Genomic DNA, 16,375 nt, shown 5'->3' on the forward strand with positions numbered 1-16,375 from the left:
AATGAACCCTACTACCAGTCTGCCCAAGCAGGTCAAGATCGTCGAAGTGGGCCCGCGCGACGGCCTGCAAAACGAGAAGGACACCATCAGCGCCGCCGTCAAGATCGAGCTGGTCGACCGCCTGACCCTGGCCGGCTTCGCCAACATCGAGGCGGCGTCCTTCGTCTCGCCGAAATGGGTGCCGCAGATGGCCACCAGCGCGGAAGTGATGGAAAAAATCGCGCGCCGTCCCGGCACGATCTATTCGGCGCTGACGCCGAACATGCAGGGGTTTGAGGCGGCCCTGGCGGCGAAGGCCGACGAAGTGGTGATCTTCGGCTCCGCGTCCGAGGCGTTCTCGCAAAAGAACATCAACTGCTCGATCGCCGAATCGATCGCCCGCTTCGAAGGCGTGGCCAAGGCGGCCAAGGAACACGGACTGCGCCTGCGCGGCAGCATCAGCTGCGCCTTCGGCTGCCCTTACCAGGGAGAAGTGCCGCTGGACGCCGTGGCCGACGTGGTGGGCCGCATGCGCGATCTCGGTTGCGACGAGATCGACATCGCCGACACCATCGGCGTGGCCACGCCGCGCAAGACGCAGGCGGTGATGCAGCGCGCCATCGCGGCCTTTCACGTGGACGGCCTGTCCGGCCACTTCCACGACACCTACGGCCAGGCGCTGGCGAACATCTACGCCAGCCTGGAAACAGGCATCGCGATCTATCACTCGTCCGTCTCCGGCCTGGGCGGCTGCCCCTACGCCAAGGGCGCCACCGGCAACGTGGCCACCGAGGACGTGCTGTACATGATGCAGGGATTGGGGATCGCCACCGGTATCGACCTGGACCTGGTGGTGGACGCGGGGCAATTCATCTCGCAGCAGCTGGGCCGCAAGGGATCGAGCCGCGCCGGCAACGCCATCGCGGCGAAACGCCTGGGGTAAATGCAAAGGGGCTGCGGCCCCTTTTTGCTGCAGGCGCTACGGACGAAAAAAAACCCAAGAGCCGAAACTCTTGGGTTTTTTTCTACAAATTTGGTCGGAGTACAAGGATTCGAACCTTGGACCCCCTGGTCCCAAACCAGGTGCGCTACCGGGCTGCGCCACACTCCGAAGACCAAGATAATACAGGCCGTATCGACTTCGGTCAAGGGTCAGGTGAAACTCTATGTAAATTATTTACGCGCGGCATACTGACTCATGTATTTTTCAAAACGATTGAAGTATGCGACACTGGCTTGGCAAGTTTTCCCGGTCAGACATGAAGGCGACGACGGCAATGGAGTTCAGGATAGAAAGAAGCGACGGCGGCCGAACCATGCCGAACCGCCGCGGCATCGTGCTGGGCATCGCCGTGTCCCTGCTGCTGCATGGCGGCTTGATCACTCTGTGGCGCCATGTGCAGCCAACCGCACGGCTGGACACGGCGCCGCGCGTCGAGTCGATCGCCGTGTGGATACGTCCGCTGGCCGCCAAGCCGCCCCCGCCACCGCCGCCCGTCGAGGTGGTCAAGCCGAAACGCGAACCCAAGTCCATCAGCAAGCCAAAGCTCGCCACTGCCCGGGAAACGCCGGCGCCTGCATCCAGCCCGCAAGCCATCACGGTCGTGCCGGCAACACCGGCCACGCCGGCGGCCAGTCCCGATACATTCAGGCAAGAAACCCCGGAAACACCGACATTCGACATGGAAGCGGCCAGAAGAACGGCGCGCAGGATGGCGGGCGAACGCGACCCGTCAAAGGTGGGTACGGCCGTGGGGCAAATCCCCGACAAGCCCTTGCAAACGGAAACCCAGCTGGCACGCGACATCGCCCAGGGCAAACGCGGCGATTGCCGCACCGCCTATGCCGGCGCAGGCTTGCTGGCGCCCGTGCTCATGTTGCTCGACAAGAAGGATAGCGGCTGCAAGTGGTGATGATTTGGCAATATCCCCATCATCGGTATGCCGCCATCAGATTATTCCTGCCCCTTCAACTGCAACGCCCGCTCATACAGGGCGTTCTTCTTGCGGCCCGTGATCTGCGCCGTCAAATTCGCCGCCTGCTTGACGCTGCATTCGGCCAATAAAATGTTCAGGATGCGTTCCGCTTCCACGTCTTCCGCATCCTGCGCTTCCGTGGCGCCTTCGAGCAGGACGACGAATTCTCCCTTTTCGCGGTGCGCATCGGCGCGGATCCAGCTTTCCGCTTCGGAAAGAGGGCAACGGTGGATTTCCTCGAACAGTTTCGTCAGTTCGCGCGCGAACACCACCTGGCGCGTCGGCTCGAACGCTGCCGCCAGGGCCGTGGCGCAATCGAGGATGCGGTGCGGCGCCTCGTAGAACACCATGATGGCCGTCACGCCGCGCAGGCTGTGCAGCATGTTTTCGCGCTGCTTGGCCTTGGCCGGCAGGAAGCCGACGAAGTAAAACTGGTCATTCAGCAGACCGCTGGCGGAAATGGCCGTGATCGCCGCCGACGGGCCGGGCAGGGGCAGCACGCGCAGGCCGGCCGCGCGCACGGCGTCGACGATGCGCGCGCCGGGGTCGGACACGGCGGGCGTGCCGGCGTCGGAGACGAGGGCGATGCGCTCGCCGGCGTGCAGGCGGGCAATCAGGGTTTGCGCCACTTCGCGTTCGTTATGTTGATGCGCCGCAATCAATGGCTTGTTCAAGCCAAAGCGCGTCAACAGGTGCGCCGTGTTGCGCGTATCTTCACAGGCGACGGCATCGGCAAGGCTCAGCAAATGCAGCGCGCGCAGGCTGATATCGGTCACATTACCGATCGGCGTGGCCACTATATACAATGTTGCGATAGGATAGACCTGGTGCGCCGCCTCTGTCATGATGGGCAGGCTGGCGATGGAACTGATTTCTTGTACGGTCATTTTGGAGGTTGAATGCTTGCTAATAGTGTGAAGTTACTGCTTGTTTGTGCCGCGACCGGCATGCTGAGCGCTTGCAGCACGCCTTGCGACGCGCCCGGGCAATTGTGCGCGCCTATTGAATCTAACACAAGGGCGCTGCCGCCACCGAAGCCGCTGCCACCGCCCGTGCCGCCGAAACCGCCCGCGCCCGAACCGGTGACCTTTGCCGTGGCCGTACCCGATATCACGGCGTACGACGGGAACGGCGCGCCATTGGCGCCCATCAACACCAAACCGGCGACCGGCACGCCACTCGACATGCCGGCCGCCACGGCGCCAGCGCCGTCCGACGGCAAGGTCCACCACATCGGCCTGCTGCTGCCGTTGCGCTCGGCGTCCCTGGGCCCGGCCGCCGAACTGCTGCGCGCCGGCTTCATGGCCGCCTATGAGCGCGACCGCAGCGGCTTTGAAGTGACGGTGATCGACACGGGCGACGGCAGCAGCGACGTCCTGAACAAGTTTGCGCAAGCACAAGAGGAACAGGATGTCGTCGTGGGGCCGTTGTCGCGCTCGGCCGTGACGGCCGTGGCGAATAGCGACCTAGTGCGTAAACCAACGATCGCCCTGAACCACCCGGACAATCGCGGCGAAGCGCGCCTGCCGGCAAAACTGCTGGTGATGGGCCTGTCGATCGAGGCGGAAGCGCGCCAGGTCGCCGCCTGGGCCGCCAGCGAACAGCCGGGCGCCAGCGCGCTGGTCCTGTCGGCCGGTTCGGCCTCGCAGCGCCGCATCAGCGCCGCCTTCAAGCAGGAATGGCTGCGCCAGGGCGGCAAGATCGAGACGATGGACTTGACGGCCACGAATGGCTACCTGAGCGATGCCGAGCTGGTGCAGTTGCGCGCGCGCCTGGCCGCCACGCCGCCGGGCCTGCTGTTCGCCGCGCTCGACGCCGACCAGGCGCGCCAGCTGCGCGTGGCCATCGGCAGCGATTTACCGCTGTATGGCACCTCGTCATTGAATCCCGGCGCCGGGCGCGGCGGCAGCGGCCCCGAGCTCGACGGCGCGCGCCTGCTGGACTTGCCATGGCAGGTGCAGCGCGACCATCCGCAAGTGATGGTGTATCCGCAGCCGCCGCAGGCGGGCGACGTCCGCCTGACGCCCGACATGGAACGCCTGTACGCGCTGGGCATCGATGCCTTCAGCGTGGCGCGCGAAGTGGCGCTGCGGCCGAACGCGCCATTCACCCTCGATGGCGTGACGGGCCGCCTGGCCGTGCGCTTCGACGGTGATCAAAGTGTGTTCGAACGCACGGAACAAGCCGCCACCTACCAGCAAGGCGTGCTGGGCACCTGGCCGCCGGCCGCGCCGGCCACGCCACCGGTACAGTAAGGACATGCGCCATGCCGCCCTTCGCTTTCTGGAACAAACGGGAACGGGGACGGCAGGGGGAAGACGATGCGCTCGCGTATCTGCTGCTGCAAGGCTTGGTGTTGCTGCAACGCAATTACCTGTGCAAGGGAGGCGAGCTGGACCTGATCATGCGCGATGGCGCATCGGTCGTCTTCGTGGAAGTGCGGCTACGCAGCAGTACTGCCTTCGGCGGCGCCCTGGCCAGCATCACGCCAGCCAAGCAGCGGCGCATGGTCGTGGCGGCGCAAACCTGGCTGCTGACACAAAAGACGCTGCCGCCTTGCCGCTTCGACGCGCTGGCCATCGATGGCGGACGCATCAGCTGGCTGAAGAACATCCTCGATATGTAAGCATTTTTAACAGTGCTTGTCCGCCATGCCGCGCGCCTGCACTATAATCGGCAGACTATGAATAATCAACGCATCCTCTCGCACTTCCACGAAAGTGCCCAACTCAAGATCCAGGCCGCCACCGTACTGGCGCAACCCATTGCGCAGGCGATCGACCTGATGTTTTATGCATTGTCCAACGGCAACAAGATCCTCGCCTGCGGCAATGGCGGTTCCGCCGCCGACTGCCAGCATTTCGCGGCCGAGCTGGTCGGACGCTTCGAGCGCGAGCGCTTTCCGCTGCCGGCCCTGGCGCTGACGACGGACACGTCGATCCTGACGGCCGTGGCGAACGACTACAGCTACCGCGAGATCTTCTCGAAGCAGGTGCAGGCCTTCGGCCAGGCCGGCGATATCCTGCTGGCCATTTCCACGTCGGGCAATTCGGCCAACGTGATGGCCGCCGTGGAAGCGGCGCTCGAGCGCGAAATGCGCGTCGTGGCGCTGACGGGCAAGGACGGCGGCGCCATCGGCAAGATGCTGACGGACGCCGACGTGCATATCTGCGTACCGGCCGAGCGCACGGCGCGTATCCAGGAAGTCCATCTGACCACCATACATTGCATCTGCGACGGCATCGACGTCGCGCTATTCGGAGGAGACGTGAATGACTAAATTCGGTACTGGCCCAGGCTGGAAACGCGTACAACGCCCGCTGGCCACCGCACTCTTGTGCGGCGCCATGCTCACTTCGCTCACCGGCTGCATCGAATTGATGGTCGGCGGCGCCGTGATGGGCGGTGTTGCCGCGGCGGACCGCCGCACTCTGGGCGCCCAGACCGAAGACAAGTCGATCGCCCTGAAAGGCGAGTCGCGCATCCCCTCCATCGTCGGCGACGTGGGCCACGTGAACGTCACCAGCTTCAACCGCCGCGTCCTGCTGACGGGCGAAGTGCGCGACGAGGCGATGAAAAATGCCGTCGAGCGCGAAGTGCGCAATATCGAAGGCGTGGAATCGGTGGCCAATGAATTGATCATCGCCGGCCCGGCCAGCTACACCTCGCGCTCGAACGACGCGCTGATCACCACCAAGGTCAAGGCCAGCCTGGTCGACATGAAAACCATCTCGGCGGCCTCGTTCAAGGTCGTCACGGAAAACGCCACCGTCTTCCTGATGGGCCGCGTGACCCAGCGCGAAGGCACGGTAGCGGCCGACGTGGCGCGCGGCGTGGGCGGCGTGCAGAAAGTGGTCAAGCTGTTCGACTACATTTCGGAAGCGGAACTGAAGCAATTGCAACCCGATCCGCCGCAGCAGCGCACGACGAGCACGGTCAGCGATACGGTACAGCAGTAAGCGTTCTCCCCCATCCGGCATACGGCGCCAGACTGACGATGCGTCTATAATGGACGCATCGTCGCGCTTTTCAAGTGACTCATTTCAACTTCGCCATGTCAACTTCGCCCTCCGCAAGCAAGTCCTGGATCAAGCCAGCCCTGATCGCCATCTTCGTGGCAGGCGTGGCGGCGGCAGGCTATCTGTCGCTGAATGACAAGCAAAGCGCGCCGGACGTGACGTTCCACGGCATCCATGGCGAGAGAATCACGTCAAACAGCCTGCGCGGCAAGGTGGTGATGGTCAATTTCTGGGCCACCTCGTGCACGACCTGCGTGGCGGAAATGCCGGACATGGTCGACACCTACAACAAGTACAAGGGGCAGGGACTGGAATTCGTGGCCGTGGCCATGAAATACGATCCGGCCAACTACGTGCTGAACTTCGCCGAGACGCGCCAGCTGCCGTTCAAGGTGGCGCTCGACGTGACGGGCGAAGCGGCCAAGGCCTACGGCGACGTGGCCCTCACGCCCACTACCTTCGTGCTCGACAAACAGGGCAAGATCCTCAAGCGCTATGTCGGCAAGCCGGAATTCGCCGAACTGCACAAGCTGCTCGAATCTGCCATCGCCGGTTGATACCGCACAAAAGCTGGTTGCTAAAGGTTGCCAACTTGTTATAACCTTTACAGGCGTGATCCCATTCACCTTGTGAAGGCCAGCCGTGTCCCCAGCCGCCCAATCGCTCGACCCGCAACAACTGAAAACCTGGCTGCTTGCCGCCGGGAACAAGGACGCCACGGCGTTCCGTCAGCTATATAACGCCACTTCATCGAAACTGTTTGGCTTCGCGCTGCGTATATTGCATAAGCAAGAGCTCGCTGAAGAAGCCTTGCAAGAGGGTTTCGTCGCCATCTGGAACAACGCCGCCGCTTACCAGAGCCATCTGGCCGCGCCGATGACCTGGATGGCCACCATCGTGCGCAACAAGGCGTTCGATGTGCTGCGGCGCAGCGACGATACCGTGGAAATCGATGCCGAACAGTTTGATAGCGAAGTCATGAATGCACTCCGAGACCCCCAGGCCACGCCGATCGAATCACTGCAACTGAGCGGTGACGCCAAGGCGCTGGCGTTTTGCATGTCGGCCCTGGAAGGGCTGCACCGGCAGGTGGTCGCCCTGGCGTTCTATCATGACCTGTCGCACAGCGAAGTGGCGCAGCAGATGTCGCTGCCGATCGGCACCGTGAAGACCTGGATACGCCGCAGCCTGGAACGGCTGCGCACGTGCCTGGCGAAACGGGAGGCATCATGAATATCCGCGGCAATGACGTGCTGCGCCAGAAACTGGCGTCCGAATATGTGCTGGGCACCCTGAAAGGGGGCGCGCGACGGCGTTTCGAGGGTTGGCTGCACAGCGATGCCGACTTGCGCAATATCACGGCCGAATGGCGACAGCGCCTGGAACCGATGGCCGAATTCGCCACGCCCGTGACGCCGCCCAAGCGCGTGTGGCAACAGATCGAGCAGCGCCTGCATCTGGCGCCGCAGGGAGGCTGGTCCTGGTTGCGCGATTCGCTGTCGTTCTGGCGTGGCCTGGGCATGGCTTCGAGCGCCATCGCCGCCTTGCTGGTGATCGTCGTGGCCACGCGCGTGATGGACGCGCCGCAGATCAGCTATGTCGCCAGCCTGACGGACGAGAAAGCGCAAACGGCCCTGCTGCTGACGGCCGACAGCCGCCACGGCGCCCTCGAAGTGCGCATGGTGGGCAACGCGCCCGTGCCAAGCGATAAGGACCTGGAACTGTGGGCCGTGCCGAAGAGCGGCAACCCGCGCTCCTTAGGCTTGCTGGCAGACAAAGGCAATGTGAAACTGGCGTTGTCGCAGCGCGCCATCGGCAGCGACGTGGCCCTGCTGGCCGTCACGTTGGAACCGAAAGGCGGTTCGCCGAATCCGAATGGACCGACGGGACCGGTTTTGTATAAAGGTAACTGGGTCAGGCTATAAGGAAATGTCGGGTTACGCAGCGCTGCTGCTAATCCGACCTACCGGCCTATTTCGGATACAGAATCATTTGCGTGCAGCGGAACAGGGCAATCGTCTTGCCCGTTTCCTTGCTTTTCACCACGGCATCCCACACTTGCGTGTTGCGGCCCTTGTGTTCCACCTTGGCCGTGCACGTGAGCGTGCCTTCGCGGGCCGTGCCCAGGTGGTTCGATTTCAGCTCGATGGTGGTGAAGTTCGTCGCGCCTGCGGGCAAGTTGACGATGCAGCCGTAGCCGGAAGCCGTGTCGGCCAGGGTCACCACGCTGCCCGCATGCAGATAGCCGTTCGGCGCCAGCAGGTGCGGCAGCACGGGCAATTCCGCCGTCAGCTGGCCGTCGCCCACTTCTGTGATGACGATGCCCAGGTGGCCGGGCAGGCGGCCTGTGCCGCGTTCATTCAACATTGCTACGGTGATCTCTGGATGGCTCATGCTGGTCCTTGTGCGGGTGAATCCGGGATACGCCGGAAAATACTATGATGATAGCAACTTTCCCCGCAGCGGTTTGGCGACCGCCTATTTCCGGCCGCGCCGCCGTTTCCACCACACCAAACTGCCCGTCAGCAGGAACAGCAAGGGCATCAGGCCGAAGGCCGTGATGACAGCACGCCCGGCCACGCCGAAGGCCTGGCCCGAATGCAGGGGGAATTGCCAGCCCAGGAAACGCTCGCCATATGGCGCCGTCAGCGGGTCGCGTATGCGCAGAGGCAAGCCGCTGCGCGCGTCCAGAGTGATGCGCGTGGCGCCATCGCCGTGGGCGATCTCACCGGGCTGGCGCACGCGCACGTCATACGGCTGGTCCTTTTTGGACGGCAGCACGATGCGCGACACGCGCGCCTGCGGATACAGCCGTTGCGCGGCGGCCATGGCCTGGCCCGCATCGAGCAGGGCGCCGTCCTGCGCCACATTTTTCAATTTTGCCGTGTCCGGCACCGTCGCCACCAGCTCCACCAGCGGCACGATCAATTGCGGCAAATTGAAATAGATGCCGGAAAAGGCGATCACGGCCAGCACGGGCGCGGCAAAGAAGCCGGCCGCCTTGTGCAACGTGTAATTAAAACGGGGCCAGGAACCGCCATGCGACACCGTCAGGGCGCGCTTGAGCGCCGTCCACTGCAGGCGCGGCCACCACAAATAGATGCCGGTAAGCGCCATCAGTAGCAGCATCACGCCCGAGATACCCGTAATGGTCTTGCCTACTTCGCCGGACAATACATAGCGGTGCAAATGAAACATGCCCGACATCAGCAGCGGGCGCGAGAGGCCGAAGCGGCCCCAGTCGCGCTCGCCTTTGACTTGCAAGGTGTAGGGGTCGACCATCACCTGGCGCACGATGGCCTGGCTGAAGGCAGAAGGCTTGCCAGCCTGACGGTATGACGCCACGTACACGTCGCGCGCGTCGGCGGGCGGATTGAGCTGGCTCGGCTTGCCGTAGGCCGGGTCGGCCGCGAGTGCGTCCACCACCGCTTGCAGCGTGCGCGGCGTCACCTGGAACACCTGGCCGGGCGCGGGCGTGCTCGCCTGCAACAAATGAGGATTCAGATACGCATCGATCTCCGGCATCCAGGCGATGGCGGAACCCGTCAAGCCCAGCAGGACGAACAGGGCGCCGAACCACAGGCCCGCATACAGGTGCAGCTTGGCTAACAACCATTTGATCGGGCGTTGCGACATGGAGGCGACTCGGGGAAATTTGGGCTGCGGAACGATAGCATGAAAGCCCGGCAGTGAAAATCACGTGCGGCAAGAAAGGGAAGAACCATACAACACGCTCGCCAGAACATGGGAAGTGGACGGAAACGAGCGTTTCGGCACCATCAGCGAGCGCATCGGCATCGCGGAGGAATATTGCAAGGCATACACTTTCCCCTATACTTGATCGAAAGGACAACCATGACCACTGCCCGCCTCTTCGCCGCCACCTTGGGCCTCGCTCTGCACCTGGGCGCCCACGCGGCCGAATTCACGGTATCGAGCATCGACATCGCCCCTGGCCAGCCCCTGGCACCCGCGCAAGTGTTCCAGGGCTTCGGCTGCACGGGCGGCAACCTGGCGCCGCAGCTGTCGTGGCACGGCGCGCCGGCCGGCACCAAAAGCTACGCCGTCACCCTGTACGACCCGGACGCGCCCACGGGCAGCGGCTGGTGGCACTGGAGCGTGTTCAATCTGCCCGCCGGCACCACTTCCTTGCCGGGCGGCGCCACGGCCGGCACCCTGCCAGCGGGCGCCATGCAAGGACGCAACGACTTTGGCGACAGCGCCTACGGCGGTGCCTGCCCGCCGCCCGGCGACAAGGCGCACCGCTATCAGATCACGGTCTGGGCCTTGGGCGTGGACAAGCTGCCCCTGGATCAACAGGCCAGCGGCGCCATGCTCGGCTACATGCTCAACGCCAACGCGCTGGGCAAGGCACAGCTGACGGGACTGTATGGCAGATGAGATGGAAGCGGTGGCCCTGAGCGAACTGCGCATCGCCCACGGCACCATCGAGGCGCGCCGCGCGCAAACCCTGCGCCGCGTACCCGTCTTCCAGAGCGCCCTGTGCCGCGTGCGGCAGGGAGTAAAACTGCTGGAATGGGGCGCTCGGCAGGCGCGCGCCGGCACGCACGACGTGGTGCTGATGCCGGCGGGCCAGGAATTGGGCGTGGCGAATCTGCCCGGCGCGCAAGGCTACCGGGCCGAAGTGCTGAGCTTTACGCCGGCCCTGATCGCCCGCTTCCGCGCGCGCCATGGCGGCCTCGTCGATGGCCAGCTGCGCCAGGCTGCCACGGCCAGCCTGTGCGTGCCGCTCGATGACCACGCGGCGCGGGCCTGGGACCAGCTGATGGCCAGCCTGGCTGCCGGTAGCCCGCCCGCGCTGCTGGCGCACCAGGCCGAAGGCTTGCTGCTGGCCCTGGCATTGGGGGGGCACTGCGGCCCCTTGCTGCTGGACCGCCGCGATCCGCTGGCCGCGCGCGTGCAGCAAGTGCTGCTGCTGGACCCGGCCGCCGACTGGAGCGTGGCCAAGGTCGCCAGCCAGCTGCACCTGGGCGCGTCCACGCTGCGCCGCCAGTTGGCCCTGGAACAGCGGCATTTCCGTGCCATCCTGGAAGACGTGCGCCTGGGCCTGGCCTTGCAGGAATTGCAATCTGGCATTTTACCCATCGGCGACATCGCGGCCGCCTGCGGCTATGCCTCGCCCTCGCGCTTCGCGGCCCGTTTTCGTCAGCATTACGGCCTGTCGCCGCGCGACTTGCGCGCCACCCTGTAAGCTCACTTCGGCGCAAATGACGCAACAAGCGCTGACAGCGGGGCGATTTTCTTGCTACTATGCGCCCATGTCTTCCCGCCAGCCCACCCGCAAGCTTGCTCATCACGGTGCCGCCGCCCTCGCGCGCACGCCGTGGCGGCTGTGCGTGGCGCTGTTCAGTGCGCTGGCCCTCGTGTTGCTGCTGTCGACGGCCGCCTCGCACCTGCACAAGACCAGCCTCGACGCGGAAGAGTGCGCGCTGTGCGCCACCGTCATCGACAAGGTGGCCGATATCGCCGTGCCGCCGGCCATCACTGAGCCGCCCGCCCAGTTATTGCCGTACCGCTTGCTGGCCATCGCGCCCGCCACCGTGGCGCCCGTCGCCACCCGCATCCTGCCGCCCGTGCGCGGCCCGCCTGCCGCCTCGTTGTAGTTCCCACGCTGTTTTCCCTTTTTCAGGCTGCCCCTTGCCGCGCTTTCATGCGCGCCGGGCCGCCTGGCGTTGACTATTTTCGAGGTTTATCATGCAACACACTCCACGCCTGAGCGCGCTGTCGCTCGCCCTTGCCAGCCTGTTTACCGCTTCCGCGCATGCCGCCGAAGCCACCGCTGTGACGGATGCCGCGCCACAAGAAATGCAAAAAGTGGAAGTCACGTCCGCCCACCTGAAAAGCGCGCGCATCGAGCTGTCGCCGAAAGTCGGCACCACCATCTACAGCATCGACAGCCACATGGTCGACATGCTGGGCCAGGGCGACAACACGCCCTTCAATGAAGTGCTGCTGCGCCTGCCGGGCGTGTCGCAGGATTCGAAGGGCTCGGGCGCCCTGCACGTGCGCGACGATCATGCCAACGTGCAATACCGCATCAATGGCGTGCAGCTGCCGGAAAGCATCAGCGGCTTCGGCCAGTCGATCGACACGCGCCTGATCGACAAGACGGATTTCATGACGGGCGCCTTGCCGGCCCAGTTCGGCCTGCGCACGGCCGGCATCGTCGACATCGAAACGAAGGAGGGCGGCTTGACGCCGGGCGGGCGCATCGGCGTCATGGTCGGCAGCCACGACCATGTGGAGCCCAGTGCCGAATTTTTCGGCAGCGTCGGCAAGTTCAATTACTACCTGTCCGGCAGCTACCTGGGCAACTCGCTGGGCGTGGAAAACCCGCAGGATACGCGCAGCGCCCTGCACGACAAGACGCGCCAGAACAAATCGTTCGGCAGCCTGTCGTATTTCCTCGATGACAACACGCGCCTGGGCGCCATGTTCGGCACCTATAACGGCCGCTTCCAGATTCCGAACAATCCGGACCAGGCGCCCGCCTTCTCGCTGGCCGGCCACAGCGATGCCCAGGCGGGCACGTCCACCTTGCCGTCGTCGCAGCTGAATGAAAACCAGCGCGAGGTGAACCGCTTCCTCGTGTTGTCGCTGCAAAAGAGCCTGGGCGACCTCAATTACCAGGTCTCCGCCTTCCACCAGTATTCGGAGCTGCACTTCACGCCGGACTCCATCGGCGACCTGATCTACAACGGCGTGGCCTCGGACTCGCGCCGCGCGAACAGCGCTTCCGGCGCCCAATTCGACATCAGCTACAAGCTGCACCCGGACCACACCGTGCGCGCCGGCCTGGCCTACACGCGGCAAAAGACGACGAGCGACAACACGGTGGCCGTCTTCCCCGCGCTGGACGGCGCGCAAACCGCCGCCACGCCGGTCAGCATCCTGGACAACAGCGGCAAGACGGGCACCCTGGCCAGTGTCTACCTGCAGGATGAATGGCACATCAGTAAACCCCTGACCCTGAACTATGGCGCGCGCTTCGACAAGGTCTCGGCCTACACGAGCGAGCAGCAATGGAGCCCGCGCGTCAACCTGGCGTACCAGCTGGCGCCAGGCACGGCCCTGCACGCGGGCTATTCACGCTACTTCACGCCGCCGCCGCAGGAACTCGCGGCGCAGGGCAGCATCGACCTGTACGCGAACACGACGAACGCGCCGGAAATCGGCCGCTCCGACAACGTCAAGGCCGAGCGCACGCATTACTACGACGTGGGCATCAGCCACCAGGTGAGTCCGAAGCTGACCGTGACAGCGGACGTGTACTATAAAAAAATCAACAATCTGCTCGACGAAGGCCAGTTCGGCCAGGCATTGATTTTGACGCCGTTCAACTATGCGGACGGCTACGCCAAGGGCCTGGAGTTGTCCGCCATCTACAGCGAGAAAAACTGGGGCCTGTTCCTCAACGCCAGCACGCAAAAGGCGCAGGGCCGCAACATCAACTCGGGGCAAGCCCTGTTTGGCGCCGATGAGTTGAACACCATCCGCTCCCACTATGTCTACCTCGATCATGACCAGAAATACACGCTGTCCGGTGGCGGTCATTATCATTTCGGCGATTCGCAAGTGAGCGCTGACTTCCTCTACGGCAGCGGCCTGCGCATGACGCCGGACGGCGGCGCACCGAATTCCGGCCATTTGCCCAGCTACTTCACCGTCAACACGGCGCTCACGCACACGTGGAAGAACACGCCCGTGGGCAAGGTGGAAGGACGCTTGGCCCTGATCAACCTGTTCGACAAGTCCTACCTGCTGCGCGACGGTTCCGGCGTCGGTGTGGGGGCGCCGCAGTATGGCGCCCGCCGCAGCTTCTACGCAGGCCTGTCCACAAGCTTCTAAAAGTTACGCGCGAAGACAGCGGCAGGGTGCAACGCCTGCCGCTGTCGGTTGCCGTACCGTGTCATGCCTTATCCCCAGGCGATGGCCGTCTGGCCATGCGCCTGCAAATACGCATTCGCCAGGCTGAACGGCTTGCTGCCAAAGAAACCTTTATTCGCCGACAAGGGAGATGGATGCGGCGCCGTCAGCACCAGGTGCTTGCCGGGATCGATCAAGGTCCGCTTGGCTTGCGCATGGCCGCCCCACAGGATGAACACGAGGTGTTCGCGCTCGGCGGACAGGTGGCGGATCGCGCTGTCCGTCAGCTTTTCCCAGCCCTTGGCCGCGTGCGAACCAGCCGCACCGGCGCGCACGGTCAGCACACTGTTGAGCAAAAATACCCCTTGCTGCGCCCAGTCGGTCAAATCCGTGCGCGTGCGCACCACGCCCACGTCGCTCTGTAATTCCTTGAAGATATTCTGCAGGCTCGGCTGCGGCGGTGTGCCTTCGGGAATGGAAAAGCACAGTCCCATGGCCGCGCCGGGCGTGTGATACGGGTCTTGCCCCAGGATCACCACCTTCACCTGCCCGAACGGCGTCAGGTCGAACGCGCGGAAGATAGTTTTACCGGGTGGACAACACGGCCCCGCCGCATATTCCGCTTTCACGAAGGCGGCCAGGCGTTCCCAGTACGGGTCGGCGAAATCAGCCTCCAGCCGCGCCTTCCACGATGCGTCGATGCGTACGTCCATGGCTCCCCCGTCAATCATGTTTTTAAAACATCATCGATCAGTATAGCCGCGTCATGGCCGGTACCGCGTTACGGTACGGCCGGGCAATACCTATTTGTCGTCGTAGTGATAGCGGCACGCCGCCACATAGATGCAGCCCGCGTCGGGAAGGTAGACGAGCCGGTGCTGGCGGTCGATGCGGCGCGACCAGAAACCCGTCAGCTCGCCTTTCAGCGGTTCCGGCTTGCCCGTGCCCTTGAACGGGTCGGCCAGGCATTCATCGAGCAAGTCATTAATTTTTTGCAGGATTTTCAGATCGTTCTCTTGCCAGAACAAATAATCTTCCCAGGCATGATCGGTCCAGGCCAGCACGGCGGCGCGCGCCTGCTGCTTGTTCTCAGCCTTCCGGTTTTTCATGTTGCGCCAATTCCCTGGGCTTGGCCTTGCCCGCCCTGATCTGCGCCACGGACGCCATCAGCCGGCTGGCATTCTTGGCCGTGCCCAGCAAGTACAGGGTTTCCTCGATGCTGTTGTAGTCGGACAAGGACAACATCACCACGTGTTCGCCATTCACGCGCGTGATCACCGTGGGCGTGTGGTCGTTGCAGACGTCGTCCATCACGCTTTTCAGGCCCGCGCGCGCCTCGCTGAAAGTCAGGATATTCATGCCGTGCCACCGTCCCATTGAAAGTACATGCGGATAATTGTACAGGATGTTGTACATCACCTCAATCAGGCAAAAAAAACCGCCCGGCTAAAGCGGACGGTTTTTGATACGGCGCAAGGTGCTTAGAAATTCAGCGCCGATTCCACGCCGGCGCTGTGCGCCTGTTCATCCGCGTGGTACGAGCTGCGCACCATGGCGCCCACGGCGGCGTGGGTGAAGCCCATCTTATAGGCTTCTTCCTCGAACATTTTAAACACGTCCGGGTGCACGTAGCGGCGCACGGGCAGGTGGCTGTTCGATGGCGCCAGGTACTGGCCGATGGTCAGCATGTCGATGTCGTGCTCGCGCATGTCGCGCATCACTTGCAGGATTTCCTCGTCCGTCTCGCCCAGGCCCACCATGATGCCGGACTTGGTTTTCACGTCCGGGTACATGGCCTTGAAGTCTTTCAGCAATTTCAGCGAGTGCATGTAGTCGGAACCGGGACGGGCTTCCTTGTACAGGCGCGGCGCCGTTTCCAGGTTGTGGTTCATGACGTCAGGCAAGCCATCCTTGAACAGGTCCAGGGCTTTTTCCAGGCGGCCACGGAAGTCGGGCACCAGCACTTCGATGCGTGTGTTCGGCGACAGGGCGCGCGTTTGCTGGATGCACTCGACGAAATGGCCGGCGCCGCCGTCGCGCAAGTCATCGCGGTCGACGGAGGTGATGACGACGTAGTTCAGGCGCAGCTTGGCGATGGTTTTCGACAGGTTGGCCGGCTCTTCCTTGTCCAGCGGATCAGGACGGCCATGGCCGACGTCGCAGAACGGGCAGCGGCGCGTGCACTTGTCGCCCATGATCATGAAGGTGGCCGTACCCTTGCCGAAGCATTCGCCGATATTCGGGCAGCTGGCTTCCTCGCACACGGTCACGAGCTTGTTTTCGCGCAGGATATCCTTGATTTCATAGAAACGGGTCGATGCCGAGGCGGCCTTGACGCGGATCCAGTCCGGCTTTTTCAGGCGCTCGATCTGTTCGATCGGCACGATCTTGATCGGGATGCGCGAAGTCTTGCTGGCGCCTTTTTGCTTTTCGCTCGGGTTGTAGGCGGGAGCGGCGGGGGCGGTGCTGGAAATGGTCTCAGAAGTCATGGCTGCAAGCCCTTGAGGGGCAAAG

20 protein-coding genes and 1 tRNA gene are annotated in these 16,375 nt (G+C 63.7%); 13 read left to right on the plus strand and 8 right to left on the minus strand.

The genetic code is table 11. The features are described 5' to 3' along the window. Nucleotide 1 precedes the first annotated feature (1 nt). The gene (locus GCN78_RS09155; RefSeq protein WP_152251448.1) at nucleotides 2-922 is read left to right on the plus strand and encodes a hydroxymethylglutaryl-CoA lyase; all 921 of its coding nucleotides are present in this window, start codon (nucleotides 2-4) and stop codon (nucleotides 920-922) included. Between the two features lie 91 nt (nucleotides 923-1,013). Here the strand turns inward: GCN78_RS09155 and GCN78_RS09160 are convergent. After that, nucleotides 1,014-1,090: transfer RNA gene (locus tag GCN78_RS09160), tRNA-Pro, on the minus strand. A gap of 205 nt (nucleotides 1,091-1,295) precedes the next feature. Here GCN78_RS09160 and GCN78_RS09165 point away from each other — a divergent pair. Then, nucleotides 1,296-1,892, plus strand: coding sequence for a hypothetical protein (locus GCN78_RS09165; RefSeq protein ID WP_152251449.1), 597 nt, complete (start codon nucleotides 1,296-1,298; stop codon nucleotides 1,890-1,892). Between the two features lie 41 nt (nucleotides 1,893-1,933). Here the strand turns inward: GCN78_RS09165 and rsmI are convergent, their stop codons facing one another. After that, nucleotides 1,934-2,842: a 16S rRNA (cytidine(1402)-2'-O)-methyltransferase gene (rsmI, locus tag GCN78_RS09170; RefSeq protein WP_152251450.1), complete on the minus strand. Its 909-nt coding sequence runs from the start codon at nucleotides 2,840-2,842 to the stop codon at nucleotides 1,934-1,936. Nucleotides 2,843-3,007: 165 nt separating this feature from the next. On the opposite strand from rsmI, the gene GCN78_RS09175 reads away from it, so the two are divergent. The 7 genes from GCN78_RS09175 (at nucleotide 3,008) to GCN78_RS09205 (ending at nucleotide 7,899) form a co-directional block, all read left to right on the plus strand. After that, on the plus strand, nucleotides 3,008-4,210 hold the full coding sequence (locus GCN78_RS09175; RefSeq protein ID WP_152251451.1) for a penicillin-binding protein activator: 1,203 nt from the start codon (nucleotides 3,008-3,010) through the stop codon (nucleotides 4,208-4,210). An 11-nt stretch (nucleotides 4,211-4,221) separates the two neighbouring features. After that, a complete protein-coding gene (locus GCN78_RS09180; protein ID WP_152251452.1) occupies nucleotides 4,222-4,581 on the plus strand; it encodes a YraN family protein in 360 nt (119 codons plus the stop codon). A gap of 57 nt (nucleotides 4,582-4,638) precedes the next feature. Next, complete coding sequence (locus GCN78_RS09185; RefSeq protein ID WP_152251453.1) at nucleotides 4,639-5,235, plus strand: phosphoheptose isomerase; 597 nt, start codon at nucleotides 4,639-4,641, stop codon at nucleotides 5,233-5,235. Then, nucleotides 5,228-5,914 carry a BON domain-containing protein gene (locus tag GCN78_RS09190; protein ID WP_077398288.1) on the plus strand — a complete coding sequence of 229 codons (687 nt, stop codon included), beginning with the start codon at nucleotides 5,228-5,230 and terminating at the stop codon, nucleotides 5,912-5,914. The genes GCN78_RS09185 and GCN78_RS09190 overlap by 8 nt, the downstream gene beginning before the upstream one ends. 95 nt (nucleotides 5,915-6,009) lie before the next feature. Then, nucleotides 6,010-6,531 (plus strand): peroxiredoxin family protein, encoded by a 522-nt coding sequence (locus tag GCN78_RS09195; protein WP_152251454.1) that lies wholly within the window; start codon nucleotides 6,010-6,012, stop codon nucleotides 6,529-6,531. 85 nt (nucleotides 6,532-6,616) lie between these two features. Further along, nucleotides 6,617-7,207, plus strand: coding sequence for a sigma-70 family RNA polymerase sigma factor (locus GCN78_RS09200; protein WP_152251455.1), 591 nt, complete (start codon nucleotides 6,617-6,619; stop codon nucleotides 7,205-7,207). Continuing rightward, complete coding sequence (locus tag GCN78_RS09205) at nucleotides 7,204-7,899, plus strand: anti-sigma factor (RefSeq protein WP_152251456.1); 696 nt, start codon at nucleotides 7,204-7,206, stop codon at nucleotides 7,897-7,899. The genes GCN78_RS09200 and GCN78_RS09205 overlap by 4 nt, the downstream gene beginning before the upstream one ends. A 46-nt stretch (nucleotides 7,900-7,945) precedes the next feature. On the opposite strand, the gene GCN78_RS09210 is transcribed toward GCN78_RS09205, so the two are convergent. After that, nucleotides 7,946-8,368, minus strand: coding sequence for a PaaI family thioesterase (locus GCN78_RS09210; RefSeq protein WP_152251457.1), 423 nt, complete (start codon nucleotides 8,366-8,368; stop codon nucleotides 7,946-7,948). 84 nt (nucleotides 8,369-8,452) lie between these two features. After that, nucleotides 8,453-9,610, minus strand: a complete 1,158-nt coding sequence (locus tag GCN78_RS09215; protein WP_152251458.1) for a PepSY-associated TM helix domain-containing protein — start codon at nucleotides 9,608-9,610, stop codon at nucleotides 8,453-8,455. Between the two features lie 219 nt (nucleotides 9,611-9,829). Between GCN78_RS09215 and GCN78_RS09220 the strand changes: the two genes are divergently transcribed. The 4 genes from GCN78_RS09220 (at nucleotide 9,830) to GCN78_RS09235 (ending at nucleotide 13,843) form a co-directional block, all read left to right on the plus strand. Beyond that, nucleotides 9,830-10,375, plus strand: a complete 546-nt coding sequence (locus GCN78_RS09220; RefSeq protein WP_152251459.1) for a YbhB/YbcL family Raf kinase inhibitor-like protein — start codon at nucleotides 9,830-9,832, stop codon at nucleotides 10,373-10,375. Continuing rightward, nucleotides 10,365-11,186, plus strand: coding sequence for a helix-turn-helix transcriptional regulator (locus GCN78_RS09225; protein ID WP_226939549.1), 822 nt, complete (start codon nucleotides 10,365-10,367; stop codon nucleotides 11,184-11,186). The genes GCN78_RS09220 and GCN78_RS09225 overlap by 11 nt, the downstream gene beginning before the upstream one ends. 67 nt (nucleotides 11,187-11,253) lie before the next feature. After that, nucleotides 11,254-11,598: a hypothetical protein gene (locus GCN78_RS09230; protein ID WP_152251460.1), complete on the plus strand. Its 345-nt coding sequence runs from the start codon at nucleotides 11,254-11,256 to the stop codon at nucleotides 11,596-11,598. 91 nt (nucleotides 11,599-11,689) lie between these two features. Then, a complete protein-coding gene (locus tag GCN78_RS09235; RefSeq protein WP_152251461.1) occupies nucleotides 11,690-13,843 on the plus strand; it encodes a TonB-dependent receptor in 2,154 nt (717 codons plus the stop codon). A gap of 68 nt (nucleotides 13,844-13,911) precedes the next feature. Here GCN78_RS09235 and GCN78_RS09240 read toward each other — a convergent pair whose 3' ends face one another. The 4 genes from GCN78_RS09240 to lipA all read right to left on the minus strand — a co-directional run bounded on the left by GCN78_RS09240 (nucleotide 13,912) and on the right by lipA (nucleotide 16,350). After that, nucleotides 13,912-14,574 carry a uracil-DNA glycosylase gene (locus tag GCN78_RS09240; protein WP_152251462.1) on the minus strand — a complete coding sequence of 221 codons (663 nt, stop codon included), beginning with the start codon at nucleotides 14,572-14,574 and terminating at the stop codon, nucleotides 13,912-13,914. A 90-nt stretch (nucleotides 14,575-14,664) separates the two neighbouring features. Further along, complete coding sequence (locus GCN78_RS09245; RefSeq protein ID WP_152251463.1) at nucleotides 14,665-14,970, minus strand: Txe/YoeB family addiction module toxin; 306 nt, start codon at nucleotides 14,968-14,970, stop codon at nucleotides 14,665-14,667. Further along, nucleotides 14,951-15,220, minus strand: a complete 270-nt coding sequence (locus GCN78_RS09250; protein WP_152251464.1) for a type II toxin-antitoxin system Phd/YefM family antitoxin — start codon at nucleotides 15,218-15,220, stop codon at nucleotides 14,951-14,953. Before GCN78_RS09250 ends, GCN78_RS09245 begins: the two co-directional genes overlap by 20 nt. A gap of 122 nt (nucleotides 15,221-15,342) precedes the next feature. Continuing rightward, on the minus strand, nucleotides 15,343-16,350 hold the full coding sequence (lipA, locus tag GCN78_RS09255; RefSeq protein WP_101483288.1) for a lipoyl synthase: 1,008 nt from the start codon (nucleotides 16,348-16,350) through the stop codon (nucleotides 15,343-15,345). Between the last annotated feature and the right edge of the window lie 25 nt (nucleotides 16,351-16,375).

The organism is Janthinobacterium rivuli, from assembly GCF_009208735.1.
Classification (GTDB): Bacteria; Pseudomonadota; Gammaproteobacteria; order Burkholderiales; family Burkholderiaceae_D; genus Janthinobacterium.

What these genes read in the sequence shown, in the direction of transcription:
- GCN78_RS09240 (WP_152251462.1), bottom strand. Translation starts at nt 14,574, where the DNA reads ATGGACGTACGCATCGACGCATCGTGGAAGGCGCGGCTGGAGGCTGAT.
- GCN78_RS09235 (WP_152251461.1), top strand. Translation starts at nt 11,690, where the DNA reads ATGCAACACACTCCACGCCTGAGCGCGCTGTCGCTCGCCCTTGCCAGC.
- GCN78_RS09190 (WP_077398288.1), top strand. Translation starts at nt 5,228, where the DNA reads ATGACTAAATTCGGTACTGGCCCAGGCTGGAAACGCGTACAACGCCCG.
- GCN78_RS09205 (WP_152251456.1), top strand. Translation starts at nt 7,204, where the DNA reads ATGAATATCCGCGGCAATGACGTGCTGCGCCAGAAACTGGCGTCCGAA.
- GCN78_RS09225 (WP_226939549.1), top strand. Translation starts at nt 10,365, where the DNA reads ATGGCAGATGAGATGGAAGCGGTGGCCCTGAGCGAACTGCGCATCGCC.
- rsmI (WP_152251450.1), bottom strand. Translation starts at nt 2,842, where the DNA reads ATGACCGTACAAGAAATCAGTTCCATCGCCAGCCTGCCCATCATGACA.
- GCN78_RS09180 (WP_152251452.1), top strand. Translation starts at nt 4,222, where the DNA reads ATGCCGCCCTTCGCTTTCTGGAACAAACGGGAACGGGGACGGCAGGGG.
- GCN78_RS09195 (WP_152251454.1), top strand. Translation starts at nt 6,010, where the DNA reads ATGTCAACTTCGCCCTCCGCAAGCAAGTCCTGGATCAAGCCAGCCCTG.
- GCN78_RS09165 (WP_152251449.1), top strand. Translation starts at nt 1,296, where the DNA reads ATGCCGAACCGCCGCGGCATCGTGCTGGGCATCGCCGTGTCCCTGCTG.
- GCN78_RS09185 (WP_152251453.1), top strand. Translation starts at nt 4,639, where the DNA reads ATGAATAATCAACGCATCCTCTCGCACTTCCACGAAAGTGCCCAACTC.
- GCN78_RS09215 (WP_152251458.1), bottom strand. Translation starts at nt 9,610, where the DNA reads ATGTCGCAACGCCCGATCAAATGGTTGTTAGCCAAGCTGCACCTGTAT.
- GCN78_RS09245 (WP_152251463.1), bottom strand. Translation starts at nt 14,970, where the DNA reads ATGAAAAACCGGAAGGCTGAGAACAAGCAGCAGGCGCGCGCCGCCGTG.
- GCN78_RS09250 (WP_152251464.1), bottom strand. Translation starts at nt 15,220, where the DNA reads ATGAATATCCTGACTTTCAGCGAGGCGCGCGCGGGCCTGAAAAGCGTG.
- lipA (WP_101483288.1), bottom strand. Translation starts at nt 16,350, where the DNA reads ATGACTTCTGAGACCATTTCCAGCACCGCCCCCGCCGCTCCCGCCTAC.
- GCN78_RS09220 (WP_152251459.1), top strand. Translation starts at nt 9,830, where the DNA reads ATGACCACTGCCCGCCTCTTCGCCGCCACCTTGGGCCTCGCTCTGCAC.
- GCN78_RS09230 (WP_152251460.1), top strand. Translation starts at nt 11,254, where the DNA reads ATGTCTTCCCGCCAGCCCACCCGCAAGCTTGCTCATCACGGTGCCGCC.
- GCN78_RS09155 (WP_152251448.1), top strand. Translation starts at nt 2, where the DNA reads ATGAACCCTACTACCAGTCTGCCCAAGCAGGTCAAGATCGTCGAAGTG.
- GCN78_RS09210 (WP_152251457.1), bottom strand. Translation starts at nt 8,368, where the DNA reads ATGAGCCATCCAGAGATCACCGTAGCAATGTTGAATGAACGCGGCACA.